This is a genomic window from Prevotella veroralis DSM 19559 = JCM 6290 (assembly GCF_000377625.1).
In the GTDB taxonomy this organism is placed as follows: Bacteria; Bacteroidota; Bacteroidia; order Bacteroidales; family Bacteroidaceae; genus Prevotella; species Prevotella veroralis.
Window position 1 is genome coordinate 55923 of sequence record NZ_KB898337.1, and the last position, 18552, is coordinate 74474.

General features: G+C 40.7%; 15 protein-coding genes and 2 rRNA genes. 5 read left to right on the plus strand and 12 right to left on the minus strand.

Features of this window, described 5'->3' with window-relative positions:
• Positions 1–54 precede the first annotated feature (54 nt).
• The 4 genes from D464_RS0110720 to D464_RS0110735 all read left to right on the plus strand — a co-directional run bounded on the left by D464_RS0110720 (position 55) and on the right by D464_RS0110735 (position 5373).
• A complete protein-coding gene (locus tag D464_RS0110720) occupies positions 55–2106 on the plus strand; it encodes an HD family phosphohydrolase (RefSeq protein ID WP_018911375.1) in 2052 nt (683 codons plus the stop codon).
• A 650-nt stretch (positions 2107–2756) separates the two neighbouring features.
• Positions 2757–4451: a membrane protein gene (locus tag D464_RS0110725; protein WP_018911376.1), complete on the plus strand. Its 1695-nt coding sequence runs from the start codon at positions 2757–2759 to the stop codon at positions 4449–4451.
• 212 nt (positions 4452–4663) lie between these two features.
• Entirely contained in the window at positions 4664–4966 is a 303-nt protein-coding gene (locus tag D464_RS0110730; protein ID WP_018911377.1) for a type II toxin-antitoxin system RelB/DinJ family antitoxin, read from the plus strand.
• Positions 4963–5373 carry a putative toxin-antitoxin system toxin component, PIN family gene (locus tag D464_RS0110735; protein WP_018911378.1) on the plus strand — a complete coding sequence of 137 codons (411 nt, stop codon included), beginning with the start codon at positions 4963–4965 and terminating at the stop codon, positions 5371–5373. The genes D464_RS0110730 and D464_RS0110735 overlap by 4 nt, the downstream gene beginning before the upstream one ends.
• Positions 5374–5550: 177 nt before the next feature.
• Here the strand turns inward: D464_RS0110735 and priA are convergent, their stop codons facing one another.
• The 10 genes from priA to D464_RS0110785 form a co-directional block, all read right to left on the minus strand.
• The gene (gene priA, locus D464_RS0110740) at positions 5551–7860 is read right to left on the minus strand and encodes a replication restart helicase PriA (RefSeq protein WP_018911379.1); all 2310 of its coding nucleotides are present in this window, start codon (positions 7858–7860) and stop codon (positions 5551–5553) included.
• A gap of 205 nt (positions 7861–8065) precedes the next feature.
• Positions 8066–8701 carry a porin family protein gene (locus D464_RS0110745; protein WP_018911380.1) on the minus strand — a complete coding sequence of 212 codons (636 nt, stop codon included), beginning with the start codon at positions 8699–8701 and terminating at the stop codon, positions 8066–8068.
• 86 nt (positions 8702–8787) lie between these two features.
• Positions 8788–9831: a type IX secretion system ring subunit PorN/GldN gene (gene porN, locus D464_RS0110750; RefSeq protein ID WP_018911381.1), complete on the minus strand. Its 1044-nt coding sequence runs from the start codon at positions 9829–9831 to the stop codon at positions 8788–8790.
• Between the two features lie 79 nt (positions 9832–9910).
• Positions 9911–11500: a type IX secretion system motor protein PorM/GldM gene (gene porM, locus D464_RS0110755; protein WP_018911382.1), complete on the minus strand. Its 1590-nt coding sequence runs from the start codon at positions 11498–11500 to the stop codon at positions 9911–9913.
• Between the two features lie 64 nt (positions 11501–11564).
• The gene (gene porL, locus D464_RS0110760) at positions 11565–12362 is read right to left on the minus strand and encodes a type IX secretion system motor protein PorL/GldL (RefSeq protein ID WP_018911383.1); all 798 of its coding nucleotides are present in this window, start codon (positions 12360–12362) and stop codon (positions 11565–11567) included.
• The gene (porK, locus tag D464_RS0110765; protein ID WP_018911384.1) at positions 12362–13843 is read right to left on the minus strand and encodes a T9SS ring complex lipoprotein PorK/GldK; all 1482 of its coding nucleotides are present in this window, start codon (positions 13841–13843) and stop codon (positions 12362–12364) included. The genes porL and porK overlap by 1 nt, the downstream gene beginning before the upstream one ends.
• A gap of 9 nt (positions 13844–13852) precedes the next feature.
• The gene (locus D464_RS0110770) at positions 13853–14791 is read right to left on the minus strand and encodes a PorP/SprF family type IX secretion system membrane protein (protein ID WP_026284689.1); all 939 of its coding nucleotides are present in this window, start codon (positions 14789–14791) and stop codon (positions 13853–13855) included.
• A 133-nt stretch (positions 14792–14924) separates the two neighbouring features.
• Positions 14925–15146 carry a DUF2795 domain-containing protein gene (locus D464_RS0110775; RefSeq protein ID WP_004383951.1) on the minus strand — a complete coding sequence of 74 codons (222 nt, stop codon included), beginning with the start codon at positions 15144–15146 and terminating at the stop codon, positions 14925–14927.
• Positions 15147–15198: 52 nt separating this feature from the next.
• Positions 15199–15795 carry a cob(I)yrinic acid a,c-diamide adenosyltransferase gene (locus tag D464_RS0110780; RefSeq protein WP_018911386.1) on the minus strand — a complete coding sequence of 199 codons (597 nt, stop codon included), beginning with the start codon at positions 15793–15795 and terminating at the stop codon, positions 15199–15201.
• Positions 15796–15797: 2 nt separating this feature from the next.
• Complete coding sequence (locus D464_RS0110785) at positions 15798–16406, minus strand: hypothetical protein (protein WP_018911387.1); 609 nt, start codon at positions 16404–16406, stop codon at positions 15798–15800.
• A 314-nt stretch (positions 16407–16720) separates the two neighbouring features.
• On the opposite strand from D464_RS0110785, the gene D464_RS0110790 reads away from it, so the two are divergent.
• Positions 16721–17392: a membrane protein gene (locus D464_RS0110790; RefSeq protein ID WP_018911388.1), complete on the plus strand. Its 672-nt coding sequence runs from the start codon at positions 16721–16723 to the stop codon at positions 17390–17392.
• 607 nt (positions 17393–17999) lie between these two features.
• On the opposite strand, the gene rrf is transcribed toward D464_RS0110790, so the two are convergent.
• Both rrf and D464_RS0110800 read right to left on the minus strand, forming a co-directional pair.
• Positions 18000–18112: ribosomal RNA gene (gene rrf / locus D464_RS0110795) — 5S ribosomal RNA — on the minus strand.
• 208 nt (positions 18113–18320) lie between these two features.
• Positions 18321–18552 (minus strand): 23S ribosomal RNA (locus tag D464_RS0110800); the annotation flags it as partial.

An 18552-nucleotide genomic window follows, 5' to 3' on the forward strand; every position in this document is an offset into this window, starting at 1 on the left:
ATATTTTTAGTATTTTCGCAAGTGCTTAGAAGTTAATAGAAAGTATATAGAAATATGATAAGATTCAGAAATATCAAAAGCCACTATTGGCGTAATATGGCTTCAAGAACGGCTTTGGTCATCGTTGCTGTGGTGATGATAGTGCTTTTCTTACCACGAACGAGGGGTAAACTCTTCCATTATGATGAGGGGAAACCATGGATGTATGGACAATTAATTGCCAAATTCGACTTCCCTATCTTCAAGACCGATGAAGCATTAAAGGCGGAACGTGACTCCATGATGAAGCATTTCCAGCCGTATTATAACGTTAATCCTTCTATCGAAGCAAAGAAGATTGAACAATTCAAGACTGCTTACAAGAATGGTATTCCAGGCTTACCGCAATCGTATGTAGAAATCATTGCCCAACACTTGCATGATATTTATGAGGCTGGAGTGATCGATCCACAGCAATATTCTAAACTCGTGAAAGATAGCGATAATGTGATTCGTGTGGTCACTGGTAAACAAGCTGTGAGTGTTCCAATCAATAAGACCTTCTCAACGCTCGGGGCGTATGAGCATCTCTTTGTGAATCCTACTTTAGGTTCAAAGCGTGCTATCTTACAACAATGTAATCTAAACGAATACATTGAACCAAACCTTATTTATGATAAAGATCGCAGTGAGACAGAGATGAATGATATGCTCAGTCTCATTCCACAAGCATCTGGAATGGTATTGGAAGGACAGAGAATCATCGACCGAGGTGATATCGTTGATGCAAAGACTTACCGTGTGCTCAATTCATTCGAGCAGGCTATGGAGAAGCGTAACGCATCCGAAGCAGAGATTACATCAACCATCATCGGACAAAGTATCTATGTATTAATCCTCATCGGATTATTCACCCTTTACCTCGCTCTCTTCCGCAAAGATTATTTCGATAAGCCGCGTTCCATATCGCTACTTTATGTGATGATAGTCATCTTCCCTATCCTCACCTCGCTAATGATGGAACATAACATCCTAAGTGTTTACATTCTTCCTTTCTCCATGGCACCGATCTTCTTCCGAGTATTTATGGATTCCCGAACGGCTTTCATAGCGCATGTGACGATGATTCTTATCTGTGCGGTCGCCGTGAAATACCAATACGAATTTATCATCGTACAATTAGTTGCGGGCTTGATTGCCATCTATTCTCTTAGAGAATTATCCAAGCGTAGTCAGATATTCCTTACTGCCTTATTGGTTACAATCGGTTCAGCTGCTATGTATTTAGCTTTACAACTCATCCAAGCCGACGACCTTTCAAAGCTCGACCAGACCATGTATTATCACTTCGGAGTCAATGCTTTCTTCTTGCTCTTTACCTATCCTCTGATGTTGGTAATCGAGAAAACTTTCGGCTTTGTATCAACGGTTACAATGTTTGAGCTATCCAATACAAACAATGAACTTCTAAGACGACTAAGTGAGGTAGCCCCGGGAACTTTCCAACATTCTATCACGGTAGGTAACTTAGCGACTGAGATTGCAAACCGAATTGGTGCTAAGAGCCAACTGGTTCGTACAGGAGCTTTATACCATGACATCGGTAAAATGCTCAATCCAGCGTTCTTTACAGAGAATCAAGCGGGCATAAATCCGCATGATAAGTTGACCGACTTAGAGAGTGCGCGTATTATTATCAGTCACGTAACGGAAGGATTAAAGCTCGCAGAGAAGTATAATCTACCACGCGAAATAAAAGAGTTTATTACCACACATCATGGCACAGGACTTGCAAAATATTTCTACATACATTATAAGAACGAACATCCTGACGAGGAAGTGAACGAAGACCTCTTCCGTTATCCAGGTCCGAACCCATTCACTCGAGAGCAAGCTATCTTGATGATGAGCGATACTGTTGAGGCGGCGTCACGATCTCTAAAGGAATACACAGAAGACAGTATCAGCGAACTTGTAAACAAACTTATTGACGGACAAGTAGCTGATGGTAACTTCACGGATTGTCCTATCACTTTCCGTGACATCTCCGCCGCGAAAGCCGTACTCATAGAACGTCTCAAGGCAATGTATCACACGCGTATTCAATATCCAACACTAAAAGCATAGATAACGCTATTTTAAAATTGTAATAGAATATTATCAATTTAGCTATCTGTATTTGCGTTATTTTCGAAAGCTACCCTACTTTGGTTCAAATAGCCAAATTATGGTAGCTTTTTACATATAAGTAATAACTCATTGAAATACAGGCTATTACATAAAAAGTACTATCCTTATAATAAGAAATAACTCACTTATTTTGTAAAAACATGGTACTTTTCAGCCAAAAAGAGGCTCTTTTTCATCAAAATCAATGCTACTTTTCATTGAAAAAGATAGTACTTTTCACCAAAAACGATAGTACTTTTTACTAAAAACGATAGTACTTTTTTAGAAAAAGGTACTATCGTGCAGTTTAAATCGATTATTCTTTTGCTAGAATAAGATATTTTAGAAACAAAAAATGTAATATCTTTTCCTATTTATTCTATGTTCCTTTAAGTAAAAATCATGGGACTTTATCCATAAATCGACAGCTATTTTGCAATCGAACCTACCTTCTTTCGCCCAACATGTTCCCTACTTTTCGCACTTAAAGAACTATTGCACAAATCGAAACAAAGTGAGAAAAAGAGAGGAAAGATTTGGAGTTTTAGAACAATATATATAACTTTGCAACCAAATTTATAGGTTTTTAATATACAAAAGAACAACCAATGAAGCATTCTAAGATGATCATTGCTGCCACAATGTTAGCAATGGCAACAACATCACAAGCCGGAGGTTTACTCACAAATACTAATCAAAGCATTGCTTTCAACCGTAATTTTGCGCGTGTCGGTGCGATTGGTATCGATGGAGTTTACTTTAATCCAGCTGGAGTAGTATTCCTGAGCAATGGTTTCCACCTATCTCTTAACGTTCAGAATGTGTACCAAACACGTGAAATTACATCGTCTTTTTCGGTTCCTGCATTCGAACAAGTGCCGGCATTGCAGCCTTTTGCACAACCTTTCAAGCTCAATGGAGGAAAAGAAGATGGTAATAAGTTCTATAAAGGTAAGGCTTCTGTGCCTATCCTCCCATCGTTCCAGATTGCTTATAATAAGGATAAATGGAGTTTCCAAGTAGGTTTCGGCTTAACCGGTGGTGGTGGAAAGGCTACATTCAATGAGGGACTTCCTTCTTTTGAACGACAAGTTTCGCTGCTTCCTGCATTAATCAATCAAAACCTCCCAACTTTCGCGGCTCTTCTTGGTCAGCAAGAGTCTCCTGCAACAGCATATAGCATGCAGAGCTATATGAGTGGACAGCAATACGATTTCGGTTTACAACTCGGTGCAGCCTATAAGATTAATGAGCACCTAGCAGTTTATGGTGGTGCACGCTTCAACTATATCTATAATAAGTACGAGGGAAATCTTACGAACATCTCAGCAAATGTTGGTGGAAATAATCAGAACTTATACAATTACTTCGACTCTAAGGTAAAAGCACTTAACGATAAGGCTACATCGTTACAAGCGCAGGCTTCAGCTGCTAGGACGCAAGCCGCAGCTTTACAGGCACAAGCTAATGCAACGACAGATCCAACAGCAAAGGCACAACTATTGGCTGCAGCTAATCAATATGCTGCGGGTGCTGAAAAAGCTAGTAACGGAGCGAAGTTAGTGAGTGCTGGAGCCGACAAACTCAGTAGCAGTAAGGAACTCGTAAAGGATCGTTATGTAAAGGTGAGCCAACGTGGTTGGGGCATTACTCCTATCCTCGGCATTGATTATCACAATGGAAAATGGAATCTTGCAGCTCGCTATGAGTTCACAACAAAGTTCAATGTTGAGACAAAGGCTAATCCAGATGATACGCACAGTTATGAAGATGGCGTAACAACCCCTAACGATATTCCTGGTATTCTTGCTCTCGGTGCACAATATGAAGTATTGAAAAACCTGCGCGTTATGGCTGGTTACAACTATTACTTCGATAAAGAAGCACGAATGGCAAATAACAAACAGAAGCTCCTTGCGCACAATACACAGGAATTCCTTGCTGGTGTTGAGTGGGATATTACTCCTGCTGTGACGGTTAGTGCAGGCGGACAACGCACAAAGTATGGACTCGGAGATGGCAAGTATCTTACCGATCTCAGTTTCGTTACGAGCAGTTACAGCTTTGGCTTTGGTGCAAAGATTAAAGTTGCTAAGAATGCACACCTCAACGTTGCTTACTTCTTTACGAACTATTCTAACTTTAAGAAGGAATATAACGATGCAATTACTGTCGGTAAAGAGCAAGTCACACAACCTGATGGTACAATCGTGACACAGCCTAAGACAATCGCAACAAAGAATACAGACATCTTCACCCGAACAAACAAAGTTTTAGGTGTCGGACTTGATATTGATTTCTAAAAACAATCACTCACAACCAAGTTAATCTAACCACAAAGCGGAGATAATTGAATGACTTCAACTTATCTCCGCCTTATTTTTTCCTTCACTTCAATTCATTAAGATTCGAAAAGACTTCCTTTTAAACACTTGCAAATATCAAGTAATATTCATATATTTGCAGCAGAACAATATCAAAACGATTGCACATCGCAACCAAAAGACTACAGATTATGGCACAATCAGCAATGACAATCCGTATGGATTCACAGATAAAGAAGCAGTTTGACAAGCTCTGCCAGCAATTCGGAATGAGTACGAATACTGCCATTAATATCTTCGTTAATCAAGTTGTAAGAAGTCGCGCAATACCTTTCATCATCACAAGTAAAGATGAAGAAAAGGAAGAAATACGTAAGAAGGGATTGCAGGCTTTCTATCAAATACGCAAGGAAATGGAAGAAAGCAATGATGAGGAAATATCTTTATCAGAGATAAATAAGGAGATTAAACTTAGTAGACAAGAACCTAAATGATTTATGTTGTAATAGACACGAATGTTATTGTGTCTGCCTTAATCACGAAAAACCCCAATGCAGCAACTACTCGAGTATTGGAGTTCGCACTAATGGGAGAGATTGTACCGCTCTATGACCAAGATGTGTTGGATGAGTATCTTGAAGTACTTACAAGGAAGAAGTTTAAGCTAAAAGAGGACTCCATCCAATACATTATAAAAACAATTACCATCAATGGCATCGACATTCTCCGCACGTCTTTCTTAGAAGATATGCCTGATGAAGATGATAGAGTCTTTTATGAATTAAGTCTATCTGAACCAGATTCTTTACTTATTACTGGCAATTCAAAGCACTTTCCGAGGACACCAAGAGTTGTATCTCCTAGCGAATTCTTAAGAATCATAGAAGATAATAACACTTAAAAAGCTACCCCATCTATGATGTATACCGACAAAAGCTTATAACAATAGCACTTGAAGAAAGGCTTTCCTTAATTTAAAGAAAGCCTTTCTTTAATTCAAAGAAAGGCTCTTCTGAAATGGAAGAAACGCCCCCTTCATTATGAACATAATTTTACTTTATGCACTAGGAGAGATTGGCTACAACGGATCAACATCATAATACACTTGCAAAGCACCATAACGCTTATCTTTCATCATGGCGTCTAATGCTCCACGAAGATACTGGCGAACTCGAGGATAATCAATACCATTCTCTAATTTCAGTACTATCTTTCGAATACTCAATGTCTTCACACGTGCTACTGCAGGCTTATCAGGACCAAGAACACGAGCTCCAAAGATATCACGCAACCTGCTTCCAAGTTCTACCCCAGCCGTATTGACAATGTTCTCATCCCTATGCTTTAAGTAAACATACACCAGATGATAGAACGGGGGATAATGAAATTCGCATCGCTCGTCCAATAGTTCCTTAAAGAATGTCGGATAATCATTATGAACAACATACTGGATAACGGGTAAATCAGGAGTCTTGGTTTGAAGTATTACCTCTCCCCTCTTTCCTTTTCTACCAGCTCTACCACTCACCTGACTCATCATCATAAAGGCTTGCTCATAAGCTCTAAAGTCAGGATAGTTCAACATTGAGTCAGCATTTAGTATGCCCACAACAGAGACTTTACCAAAGTCTAATCCCTTAGTAACCATTTGCGTACCAATCAGAAGATTGTTCTTGCCCGTCGAGAAGTCATTAATCAATCGCTCATAAGCATTGCGCGTATGGGTTGTATCTAAGTCCATTCGGGCAATACGAGCCTCTGGAAAGATGGAACGAATCTCATCCTCTATCTTCTCCGTACCATAACCACGTCCTCGAATATCATTACTTTCACAACAAGGGCACTGCTCAGGCACCTTCATTGTATATCCGCAATAATGGCAACTTAGGTAATTCATACTCTTATGATAGGTCAATGATATATCGCAATTAGGACATTTCGGTACCCAACCACATTGTCTACATTCTATCATAGGTGCAAAGCCACGCCTATTCTGGAATAAGATTGCTTGCTCCCCACGCTCTAAAGCACCACGCACAGCCGATAACAAGCGAGGAGAGAAAGGACCTGACACCATCTTCCGACGATAGAGATCTTTCATATCCACCACTTCGATTGATGGTAACTGAATATCTTTATAACGACGGCTTAGCTCCACAAATCCATACTTGCCATGCTTTGCATTATAATATGATTCCATTGAGGGAGTTGCTGTGCCCAACAATGTCTTCGCACCAGCATACATTTGTGCCAAAACGATGGCTGCTGACCGTGCATGATAGCGTGGCGCAGGATCTTGCTGCTTAAAACTTTGCTCATGCTCTTCGTCTATTATGACAAGACCGAGCCGATGAAAAGGAAGAAAGACGGCACTTCTCGCACCAAGGATAACATCGTATGGATTGGAGGAAAGCTGTTTCTTCCATATTTCCACACGTTCGGCATCGCTATACTTACTATGGTAAATACCCAACCGATTGCCAAACACGGCTTTTAATCGTTCTGTTATCTGCACAGTAAGAGCAATTTCTGGAAGAAGATAGAGCACTTGCTTATGCTCATTGATAGCTTTCTGGATTAGATGGATATATATTTCCGTCTTTCCCGAAGAGGTTACTCCATGTAACAAAGTCACAGGATGCCCCATCATCTGCACCAGGATATGATTGTAAGCCTCGGTTTGTGCTTCGTTCAAAGGCTTTATCATCTCTGGATGAGGAGCAATATTATGATTAAGACGTCCCACTTCCTTCTCATAAGTAACAAGTATCATCTTTTCTTGAAGCGATCGAATGACAACTATTGACGCATGAGACTCATTCATAAGTTCCTCTCTTGTTACCTCACGAAGCTCTGTGTCTGGCAAAAGATGTTCTATATTATCAATCCCCGTCAGTCTAAGATAAGTCATAAGAACATCCAACTGCTTTACAGCTCTCTTCATAGAACTGATTAAAAGAGTGAGCGTTTGTTCGTCACGATACTTATCTGCCAAACGAATAAACAATTCCGTGCGAGGTCGAAAACCATCTTCTACCTTCAAACCAGAAGGAAGTGCAGCTTTATAAACGTCTCCAATGGGCGACATATAATAGTCGGCTATCCATTTCCAAAGTCTCAACTGCTGCGGAAGGAGTATCGGGGTATCATCCAACACATCAGCAATATTCTTATATTCAATCTTCTTTTTCCCTTGCTGTGCTACCTCTTTTGCAGGCTTAGGAACATCAACAGGATATTCAGCAACTATACCCACATAAGTCTTACTCTTACCTAATGGCACAGTAACACGTACACCCACTTGTATCTGGGGAGCCAACCCTTCAGATACTGCATATGTAAAATAACCTTCTAAAGGAAGAGGCAAAATAATATTGGCGTAGGTCATTGATAATTCTTTATTAATACCTTCTTAGGAAAGTATTGGTTTGTTTACAAAGTTACAAAGAAAGATAGATATATACAATAATGAGCCTTATCTATCAGAAACAACACCGATTTCATCCCATACCAAAGACACACTTCTATATAAGATAAAGCTCCATTTCATCGAAAGGAAATGGAGCTTTATGTCATATATATCGATTATCTGCCTAGAAGAAATAGGCTACACCCACCTGCCAAGAGTTGTTACGACTACTCTTCTTATTAAGTCCTAATGCGGAACCAACAGCATTTGATCCCGTTTTCCAAGTTACATCGGCAGTCTTACCACATGCAATATTATAGTTGGCAGTCACTTGCAAGTGCTTTAAAGCCGTAACACCGAAACCGAGATTAATGCTAAAATTACTCTTTTTAAGTGCATAGTTGCTGCATTCTGTCCAACGGAAGTCTTTGTCACCAACGTTAAAAGCAACTTGAGGACCACCAAACAGGAGGATACTGGCTGTACTTCCTAACCCGATAGAATAGCGTACATTCACAGGAACAGATACTTGTTGCTGCTTGATGGTCTTATTAACGTTATCATAATCGAGCTTTGCTGAACGATAGTCATAGAGTACCGAGGCATCCATTCCCAAACCAACAATAGGCAAAGTGAACTTTACCGTTGGACCAAAGAACCATCCAGCTTGGTTCGACTTATTGAAGACACTACTATTAAACTTCATGTCAGTTACGTTCAAACCTGCCTTCAAACCAAATTGCAGAGGCTCACCTGCATGGGAAGGAACAGAAAATAGCAGTGCTAAAGCTACTATTGCTGATAAAAAAACATTCTTCATAATCTATCGTTTTAAAGGTGAAAACATTCGAAAGAGGCGTATGAATCAATCTTTCAAATGTTTAATTTTATTATTAACTCTGTCAGTTAATGACGCTCACGGCGGACAGTCACACGTGCAGGAGTCATACCAGAGCTACGCTCGGAAGTAGGATGACTACGGCGAACGCTGCGTGTTGATGTACCACTGGATCGACGTCCACGAGTCAAACGTTTACTTGCTTTCGCTGTATCTTGACTTGCCGCAATACTATCAAGACTATCCTTACGAGCTGGATCACCATAGATATGCTTCTCAAAATCAGCAAGCTCACGCTCTATCTTCTTCTGTTCTGTAGCCATTGCAGAATCGTTTGGACAATATTGTGCAAGTGTCTTCCCTAACAGATTAGTGGTCTTGTAAATCTTTCCTTTGTATAAGTTCATCGTGAAATAATCATCCACACTCATTGTAGCTGCATTGTTTAAGTTGCTAGTCATCATGGTTTGCTTAGAGAGGAAAGGAGCAAGATCGTCATAGCGAACCCAGAATAATGGGTATTTCACCTCTCCATCTCCGAAGTCATCTTCGCGATACATGATTGGACAAAGCGCTACCACCTTACGATGGAAAGTTGATGTACCTTGGTCATAATAAGCACTTTCCTTTAGATAATACCCTTTTACCTCACTCGAAGGGATATCACTATTATCAAGACGAATACCATGGTCGGTGCGTTCATAATAGATGTGATAGTTGTCAAGGAACTGCAAGGGCTTTACACGAGCAGAGTCGGTAAAGACTTCGTTACCATCCATTCGATAATTATAAGCGGCAATTCCCCCTCGATTAGGACCATTCATCATCAATTTGAAGATATAAGTAAAGAGGTTCATCTGTGATCCTACAGGTTCAACAGGATAATAAAGTCCTGCATTCGCATCCTCATCCAACTTCAATTCACGATAGATATCACGACGCCAAACAACATCTTCTTGCAAAGGAGCAGCTGTTGGGAAAGATATCTGCGCACGTGTAGTAATTGTGTTAGCAGGTGATTGCGCCCTTTGCTGGTTACGTCTAGCAGCAGGCTGAGCACTGATGGCTAGTGCAAAGAAAACCGTACAGGTTATGAGAAATATCTTTTTCATTGTTTCTTTGTTTTATCTTTATGAGAGGAAAGAATACCATCCCCTATATTTTATTCAGCTAGTTTTGTCTAACAAATAGTTATCGAACAATAACCTCCATATTGCGCCCATTGAGAGTTCGAGTGATTCCATCAGGTCCATGAACAACAACATTGGTAATATAGAAGCGCTTATTACGACTCAACTGACGGAACTGCTCCTTCTGTTGAGATGAGAAGGAAGCACCATTACTAGCTAATGGAACTGCATTACCCATATTATCAAAGAAGACAACACGGAAGCTTGTAACAGTGAACGGAATATCAAGTAATCCATCATCAATAGCCGCATGAATACCTGGAGCACCCATTAAGGCTGCTTTAGATAATGGTCCACTCTTAAAGCGATCACCACCCATAGCGATGTAAGGAGATGGGTCTGGTAGCTTACGAACACGGAACTGATAGGCACCGACCTTGCGTCCCTTGGCTGATACAGAAATGGTAACAGGACTGCCGACTGCTGATGGTCGCGCTATGAAATGACCACCACCACGGGCAATAAGCGTCCCTCCTGACATCGTTGCTTGTACATCGTTTTGAGAGGTATTAGGAATACTTATGGTGATTGGATTATCAAATCCAGCATACAATACATTCATCAAATCAGCTGCAATTGTAGCCATCCCATCGAAAGGGGGCGTCTTTTGCATACCACTAGGATTAATGTATTCTTTAGGTTGTGGTCCACCAGTTACCCAATAGTCTTGTGCAAAGTTACGGCGCAGGACATTACCTGCCATATCCTTCATAAGCATGTATCCACTCAAAGTATGCTTACCAGGAGCATCAGCTTTCACGGTCACTTGATTCCCTTGAATTAGTTGCCCATTAACATAAACTTGTGGTTGTTGGGTGGAATCTACTGCTGCCATAAACATTTGTGCAGTCATGGTTTCACCTGGATAGAGACGAGTTTGACTCGGAACAACGAATGCTTGCAATTTATTAACACGTAAATCCTTCAAACCAACATTAGCCACTAATGAGTGCAGAACTTCGCCTTCTGCATAACGAACGTCGCTCTGTAACTTTGATAACAATGTTACCGCAGCTGCAACAGGCATATTCTCGAACATATACTCCTCCCAGTTCTTCCCCATTGAATGTTTCGGCACTGTCGTTGAGAGGTTACTTGCAATAATACTCTTTTGTCGGGGGTCTGTTACAAACTGCAAGATTCGACTGCGATAACTATTGATCGCATTGTATAACTTGCGCCCTTGCCCATTAGCAGGGTTCAACATTATATAACTAGCAGCCTCCAGATTGTCTTTACCTTCAATGTGCAAAGGATCACCTTTCTCACCATCTGCTTCACGAACAATGGCGACCTTCAATGACTGAGCATAATTATAGAGAGAATCACTCATCTCTCTAACCGTCGATGCCATCATAAACCACTCCTTAACCTTCTGTGGATTTTTCTGCATCATTTGGTCTAGTTCACCAAAAATAGCTTCATTCTCCTTAGAAGAATTACCCGTTGTACGATTCAAACTCTCCTCAACAACAGAGAAGCCATTGAGTACCTCCGTAGAGATATTCAATGCCAACATTGCCATGAGGACAACGTACATGAGGTTAATCATCTTCTGGCGTGGACTAATCTTTTTCTTCTTAATAGCCATTAATCCTATTTATTAGTATCAAGGAGACCACTTTACAGCTTCTCCTCTACCATAATCTGTTAATTTATAAGCCTTCTGAAGTTGTCTGCGGAGTAGTTGCCCCTGGTGCAGCAACACGCATATTAACAGTCATTGCCTCAATCATTCGAGCATAAATACTATTAAGTTGCTCTATCTGGTGAGCCATCTTACGGGTTTGTTCATTAATTTGATCAATAGTACCAATCTGCTGACTAGCTCCCTTGAGTTGCATTTCATAAACCTTTGCAATACCTGTAAGAGTACGATTGAGGTTCTCCATCTCCTCGCTATCACGTGTAAGACGCTGACTCTGATCGTTCACCTTACCTAACATCTCCGTAAGATCCTGCAAAGCAGAGACGTAATTTGTTTGAGCCTCTACCATCTCTGGCGTTTGTTGTTGAGCATCTGCAATAGCCTTACTCTGCTGTCCAACAACAGCAGCCGCTATATCATCAGCAGATGGCATAATCTGCTGTACACGCTCAACATCTACCGATGAAACCGCAGAATATTGCGGTTGTACAGCTGAAGAAGTAGACTTGGTCCCCTCTTCCCCTGCTAAGTATTCATCTGTAACATGTGTCGGTAACTCACGACCATCATCCGTTTTATCAAAAGGACGATCGAATGCAGAGAGGAAAAACACTATAACCTCAGTACCCATACCAAGGTATAACATGATGTTAGCACCTGGTAAGTGAGTGAGCTTAAATAAGGCACCAAGGATTACAATTGACGCTCCCCAACTATATCCATAATTAAGGAATGTTTGTCCAGGGACACTATCCATCCACTTTTGTAGATGGTAAATGAAGTTGAATTTACTATACTGTGTCATTATCTTTTCCTTTTCTTACTGCTTTTCTTATTCTCTTTTGCTGCTTCGCTAGACGAACTTGCGAGACTACGAACACAACGGAATCCAATGTAACTACGCGGTTGATTCTGGTATTCCCAAGTACGCCATGCACTGCGAATGTAACTCTCAGGATCCTTCCAACTGCCACCTCTCACACTCTTCTTCTTGAGTCTATAAGGGTCTTCTTTGGCAGCTTTATAGTCTAACTGTGGGTTTAAGTCATTCATCGCATCCACACCTGCTTCAGTATAAACGGTACTTGTCCATTCAGCGACATTACCTGCCATATCGTAAAGACCATTGGAATTGGCACCATAAATACCCACCTTACTTGTAATTAGATTTCCATCCTTCGTGTAATTACCACGATCTGGCTTGAAATTAGCATAGAAACAACCATTTCCATTCTTGACATTCTGGTTGTCCCAAGGGAACTCGTCTTGATTCTTTCCACGTGCAGCATACTCCCATTCAGCCTCTGTCGGCAGTCGATAACGCTGTACATAACGAGCCTCACGACCTAATCCTTTCAATAGATATTCCGTTCGCCAAGCACAGAAAGCATTGGCTTGTTCCCATGTAACTCCCACTACTGGATAGTTATTATAGGTTGGGTTGCTGAAATAATTACGTAAGTATATTTCATTATCAGAGTTTCGAAAGTCATTTACCCAGCAAGTTGTATCTGGATAGATATTAACGATATAAGTATTCAAGAAGTCCCAAGGACCTGTTAATGGGCGGTTGATTGTTTCTTGGTGAATGTTTCCTTCATCATCAACATAGGCTGTATCCTTAGAAATCATCACTACTTCACTAGGATCAACCTTAATATCTGTATTCAAATTACGCTCCTGTGGATTCAAACGATTACGACGCAAAGCCGCTGTTGTATAGTCATAAATCTCATAGCGATAATTCATCTGTTTTGCATCAAGACTCTTCTCACCTGTAACAGGATTGGTTACGAACAAGCTTTCATAAGCTCTTTGCTCATCTTCATTGAACTTTCGTGGCAATCGTTTGTTCCAATTGATATGAGGCTTAACAGGGTCACCATTCTTGTCTTCAGTGATCATATAGGTCTCATCACCACCATAGGCAGGATCGGCTAAACGTGTACGAAGAATGGAATCACGCACCCACTCCACAAATTGCTTATACTCGGAATTGGTTACCTCGGTCTCATCCATCCAGAAACCATCTACTGAGATATCCTTCACAGGAGACTTCTTTCCCCAAAGAGAATCCTGCTTGTCTAAACCCATGTGTAGCCATCCACGCTTCACGAGGGTCATACCATAAGGTGTTGGTTCACGAAAACTACCACCTTTGCCAACACCAGTTACTTCACCACCGCGACCTGATGAAGAAGCTGTCTTACCAGAGAAACAACCAGTGAGAGAGCCTAGCAAGAGTGTACCAAGACAAATGGTTAATATTCTTTTCTTCATTTTCATATCTCGTTCTTATAGAAATCTTACGCTTTTATGTTTGTTTCGTCCTTTCTTCTGAAGGTTTATGTCTGTTTGATAACTTACAAACAACTCATGGCTACCATTGCCAAAAGCAGCAGAACCAGTGTACATCTCATAGCTATAACCAACATTGATTCCATGGAAAGAGCCACCAACATAGGCGGTAACAGAATTTGTTGGACTATAAGAGACACCTCCGTACAGAACTTTCTTATCATTGGTATAGACCAAACGGGTTGTGATGTCTGCACGATAGACTGTACCATCATACCGCCCTAAAACAGACACAGGTATATTAAGAAACGGATTCCTCAATTTTATATTGTATCCTCCTGTCAAATAATAGGTACGATCTATTTGTAATTGATTCTTATCTCCTAGTTCTAACAAGGGGGCATTCAAATGCTGAACAGATACTCCTGCGTACCAGTTCTTATGGGTATAATAAAGTCCTATACCTAAATCTAGACTGTTTTCATTAGCTTCGGTTGTAAGCAAAGCAGGGTCGCTTGCTTCAGCTGGATCAAGCTTACTTCCATCGAATTTATCGAACAGAACACCTACTTGTACACCTGCAGACAGCATGCCTCCCCATAATGTCTTACGGAAAGCATATTGTCCCGCGATACGCTGATGAGTGAAAGCTCCTATCTTATCATTCAATATTGACACGCCCACACCATGGTATTGTTTCATGAAAAAAACAGGCATATCACCCCCCACATAGAAAGTATTTGGATTATGCTCATAGCCTGCAAAGTCTAAAGCGTAGGCTCCAATAACATTTAATTTATTATCTTTTCCAACGGTTGCAGGGTTGAACGACGGTTCCATAGCCCAATAGTGACTATAGGACGGATCGAACTGTGCATTGGTAGAAGTTACTACCAAAACTGTCAGAATGATTATAAGAAATAAGCGTTTAAACACGCTTTTATAACGGAGGGTATAGTAGTTTATTGCTATTAAGAGCAATTTTTATTTATTATATCAGCATACTCTTGGATAACAAAAAAGGTTACTCACATCTTACACATGAGTAACCTATTTCTGTTTCAACACCTTAATATTCGTCTTCATTCCATAAGAAATCATCCTTAGAAGGATAATCTGGCCAAATATCTTCTATGCTATCGTAAACATCTCCTTCATCTTCTATCTCTTGCAAGTTCTCTAGAACTTCAAGAGGTGCACCCGATCGTATAGCATAGTCGATTAACTCCTCTTTAGTTGCTGGCCATGGAGCATCTTCCAATTTAGAGGCCAATTCCAATGTCCAATACATATTCTTATTTCTTTACATGTTCTTAGTTCGTGCAAAAGTAATATATTATTTCTTATCTACAAGCATTTTCCCACGTTTTTTCACTATTATCACTCTTAATGTTTAAATAACGTGACAAGATGAAGAAATAATCTGATAATCTGTTTATAAAAGGGAATATCTCTTCTGGAATTTGGGCTACTTTTGATAGCGTGATAATACGTCGCTCTGCTCGCCGACATACCGTCCTACAAACGTGACATTGGGCTGACATGAGGTTACCACCTGGATATATGAAATTGTGTTGGGCGGGAATAGCAGCGGTTAGCCCATCTATCTGATGTTCCAATTGCACGACTAAGGCTGATACAGAAGGGAGTTTTGAAGTTATGGATGATTCTTTTGCCAACGCTCCACCTACCACAAAGAGTTCGTTCTGCAGTTCTTCCAGGAAAGATCCGATGGATAAATTCATATTCTGGGACGTATGTCCTTCTTTGAGATTATCGCTTATTTGAGATTGTAGAAGTAGGGACTTCAATACACCAATATGGGCATTCAACTCGTCAACAGTTCCATAGGCTTCCACCCGAATATCGTCCTTTGAAACTCGTTTTCCCCCACATAAGGAGGTCATCCCGTTATCACCTGTTTTTGTATATAGCTTCATGTTTAAAAATTAACAATATAATCTTGCTTAATCATGGTCTTGTCTAGAAAGATTAAACCGCAATAGTATAAATCAAAGGTGATACCTGTACGATCATCGGCAACTAAACTTTTCCAGTAAGCCTCCGTCTCTTTATTGCGCTTGATATGCTCTAGAATCAAGACAGAAGTCGATGGGAGAAAGTCTATAGCTTTATCGATAAACTCACGATAGTTACCTCTTAAACTGACACGAACAATACTATTATCACCAACTTCTGCAAGTATTCGGGTATAGGATTCAGGTGTTGTATCTTGCGAAATAAGCTGATAGAGGGTCTTCTTAGCACCTGCTAAGGTATAAATTTTATAGCAGGAAGAGAATGGAAGATAGTCTATAAAGCTGTGAGGTTGCAGGAAATTAGCGATTCGGAAATAGAGTCTGCAGAGCTTACGAACACGCTTATTAATTCCATAGACCTGCTGTTTCAGTTGAGCATACTTATAATATGGATAGTGCTCATTCACCACGTAACGAATAAACTTGTAGGCCCAAGGCGATTGCACACCGAACCCTCGAGAGTACTGTGCACGTCTTAGCCATACAACGGATCGTTTAATGAAGTATATCATATTGATTATTATGCGACTAGCAAAAGTAACGTTTTTTTCTTAAAAAGCATATATATACCATAGGAAAACGATAGAAAATCATACATAATAGGTACGCTTTTCTTCCCTGTTATTGTTATTACTAATACAGAAGGGCGCTTCTTCAATCATAGAAGACGCCTCTTTGAGGGCAAGGAAAGGCTCTTCTTCAATGGAGAAGAGCCTCTATTACGATTCTCCACACCTACACATCAAACAAAAGACGGAACAATAAATAACGATGAGCAGTAATTTTATTACCTTTGCAGTAATATAATTAAAATCTATATCACAATATGAAAAGAAGATTCTTAGCACTACTATTAACTGGTATTGCGCTCTCGTTGAACGCCCAACAACCCAAACACGAATTAATATGGAGCTTCGGACTAGGGAACGAGCCACATTTGAAGAGTGTTAGAAACAATTACGTTAAACAGTTTCAACTTGAGGATGATGCTTCATTATTCTCTTCGTTTCAGAATATCAACAGCTCTCTTAACATGGAATATATCTATCATCTGAATAAAAGATGGGCGGTAGGAGCAGATATTAGCTATACTGAGGCAGCTGCAAAAGGAGCACATCGACCATGGACTGAAGAAGAGAAGCACAACCCTTTCAGACTTATTTTTGAAGGACTCTTCTACTCTATATTTCCTAATGATGAACTGAAGTTATCGAGTAAAGCATGGACTGTTATGCCGGAAGTGCATTACAAATGGATCGGAAATAGGAACTTTACACTATATTCAAAGGTCGGAATGGGGGTAAGCTACTATCAACTAAGATCAAAAAGTAGCAACTTTCCTAATATCAAAGAGAATAAAATGAGACTTGCCTACCAATTATCGCCTGTTGGCATAGAGCTTGGAAGCCACCGTCTCCGCTTCACTTCAGAGCTAGGCTATGGTCTGCAAGGTATATGGAATATTGGTCTCGCATATTATATAGGTAAGGGCAATTAAACAAATAACACAAGACACTCAAAAAATTGTTCGCGAACTCTTCTTGAATTGTTCGCGAACTCTTCCCAAATTGTTCGCGAACAATTTTCAGCCTGTCTTGGAAGTGCTTCTTCTTGGTGCTTTCATAAAGTCTTATTGGCGTAAGATTATTAAAGTAAGGCACGAGTTGTTAACATCGACGAAATGTACTTTCGTGGGGCACGGGTTATACTTCCGTGCCCCACGGGTCGTACACCCGTACCCCATAAGTCCTACTACTAGGATAAAGGTGTTGAACACTCACGTATGAAGGTGTTAAACACTCTTGGGTAAGGGTGTTAAATACTCTTGAGTAAGGGTGTTAAACACTCTTGGGTAAAGGTGTTAAACACTCTTGGGTAAGGGTGTTAAACACTCTTGGGTAAGGGTGTTAAACACCCTTGATGCGCATCCTACGTATCTCGGTAATTACTCTCCATCAGCATTACTTTCCTGCGGACGGTGAGCAATTGTTCGGAGAGGAGTGGGGCGATTAGGGTTAAGAGTTATAGGGTTGAGAGTGGAGCAACAAAAAAGGAACAAAAAAAGAGAGCTTCGAAGACTTCTCTTCAAAGCTCTCTCATATTAAAGAAGGCGGCGACCTACTCTCCCGCATTGCATTGCAGTACCATCGGCGCAGACGGGCTTAACTTCTCTGTTCGGAATGGGAAGAGGTGGAACCCCGACGCAATAACCACCTAATGTTTCGTTCGGTTGACGTGTCTTAAGTTTTTGAGTCTTAAGTCTACAAGTAGACAAGAGTGTACTTCTCTACTGACCTGTCAGCCGTATAAGGTGACGTATTTCCACAAGCAAAACATTATAGAACTTTTCTACTTCTATCAAGAAGATTACACAGCTCAAAGTCTGAGTCACTGATCCCCGCACTCCACTCATGGGAGGCGGGAGACCCGAAGAAAGTTTCGGGCAATTAGTAGTGCTCGGCTTTGACGTCACCGTCTTTACACCTACACCCTATCAACGTCATCGTCTATGACGACCCTTATGAGGAGTTCTCATCTTGCGGCTGGCTTCGCACTTAGATGCTTTCAGCGCTTATCCAATCCAGACTCAGATACCCAGCGGTGCACCTGGCGGCACAACTGGTAAACCGGAGGTCTGTCCAACACGGTCCTCTCGTA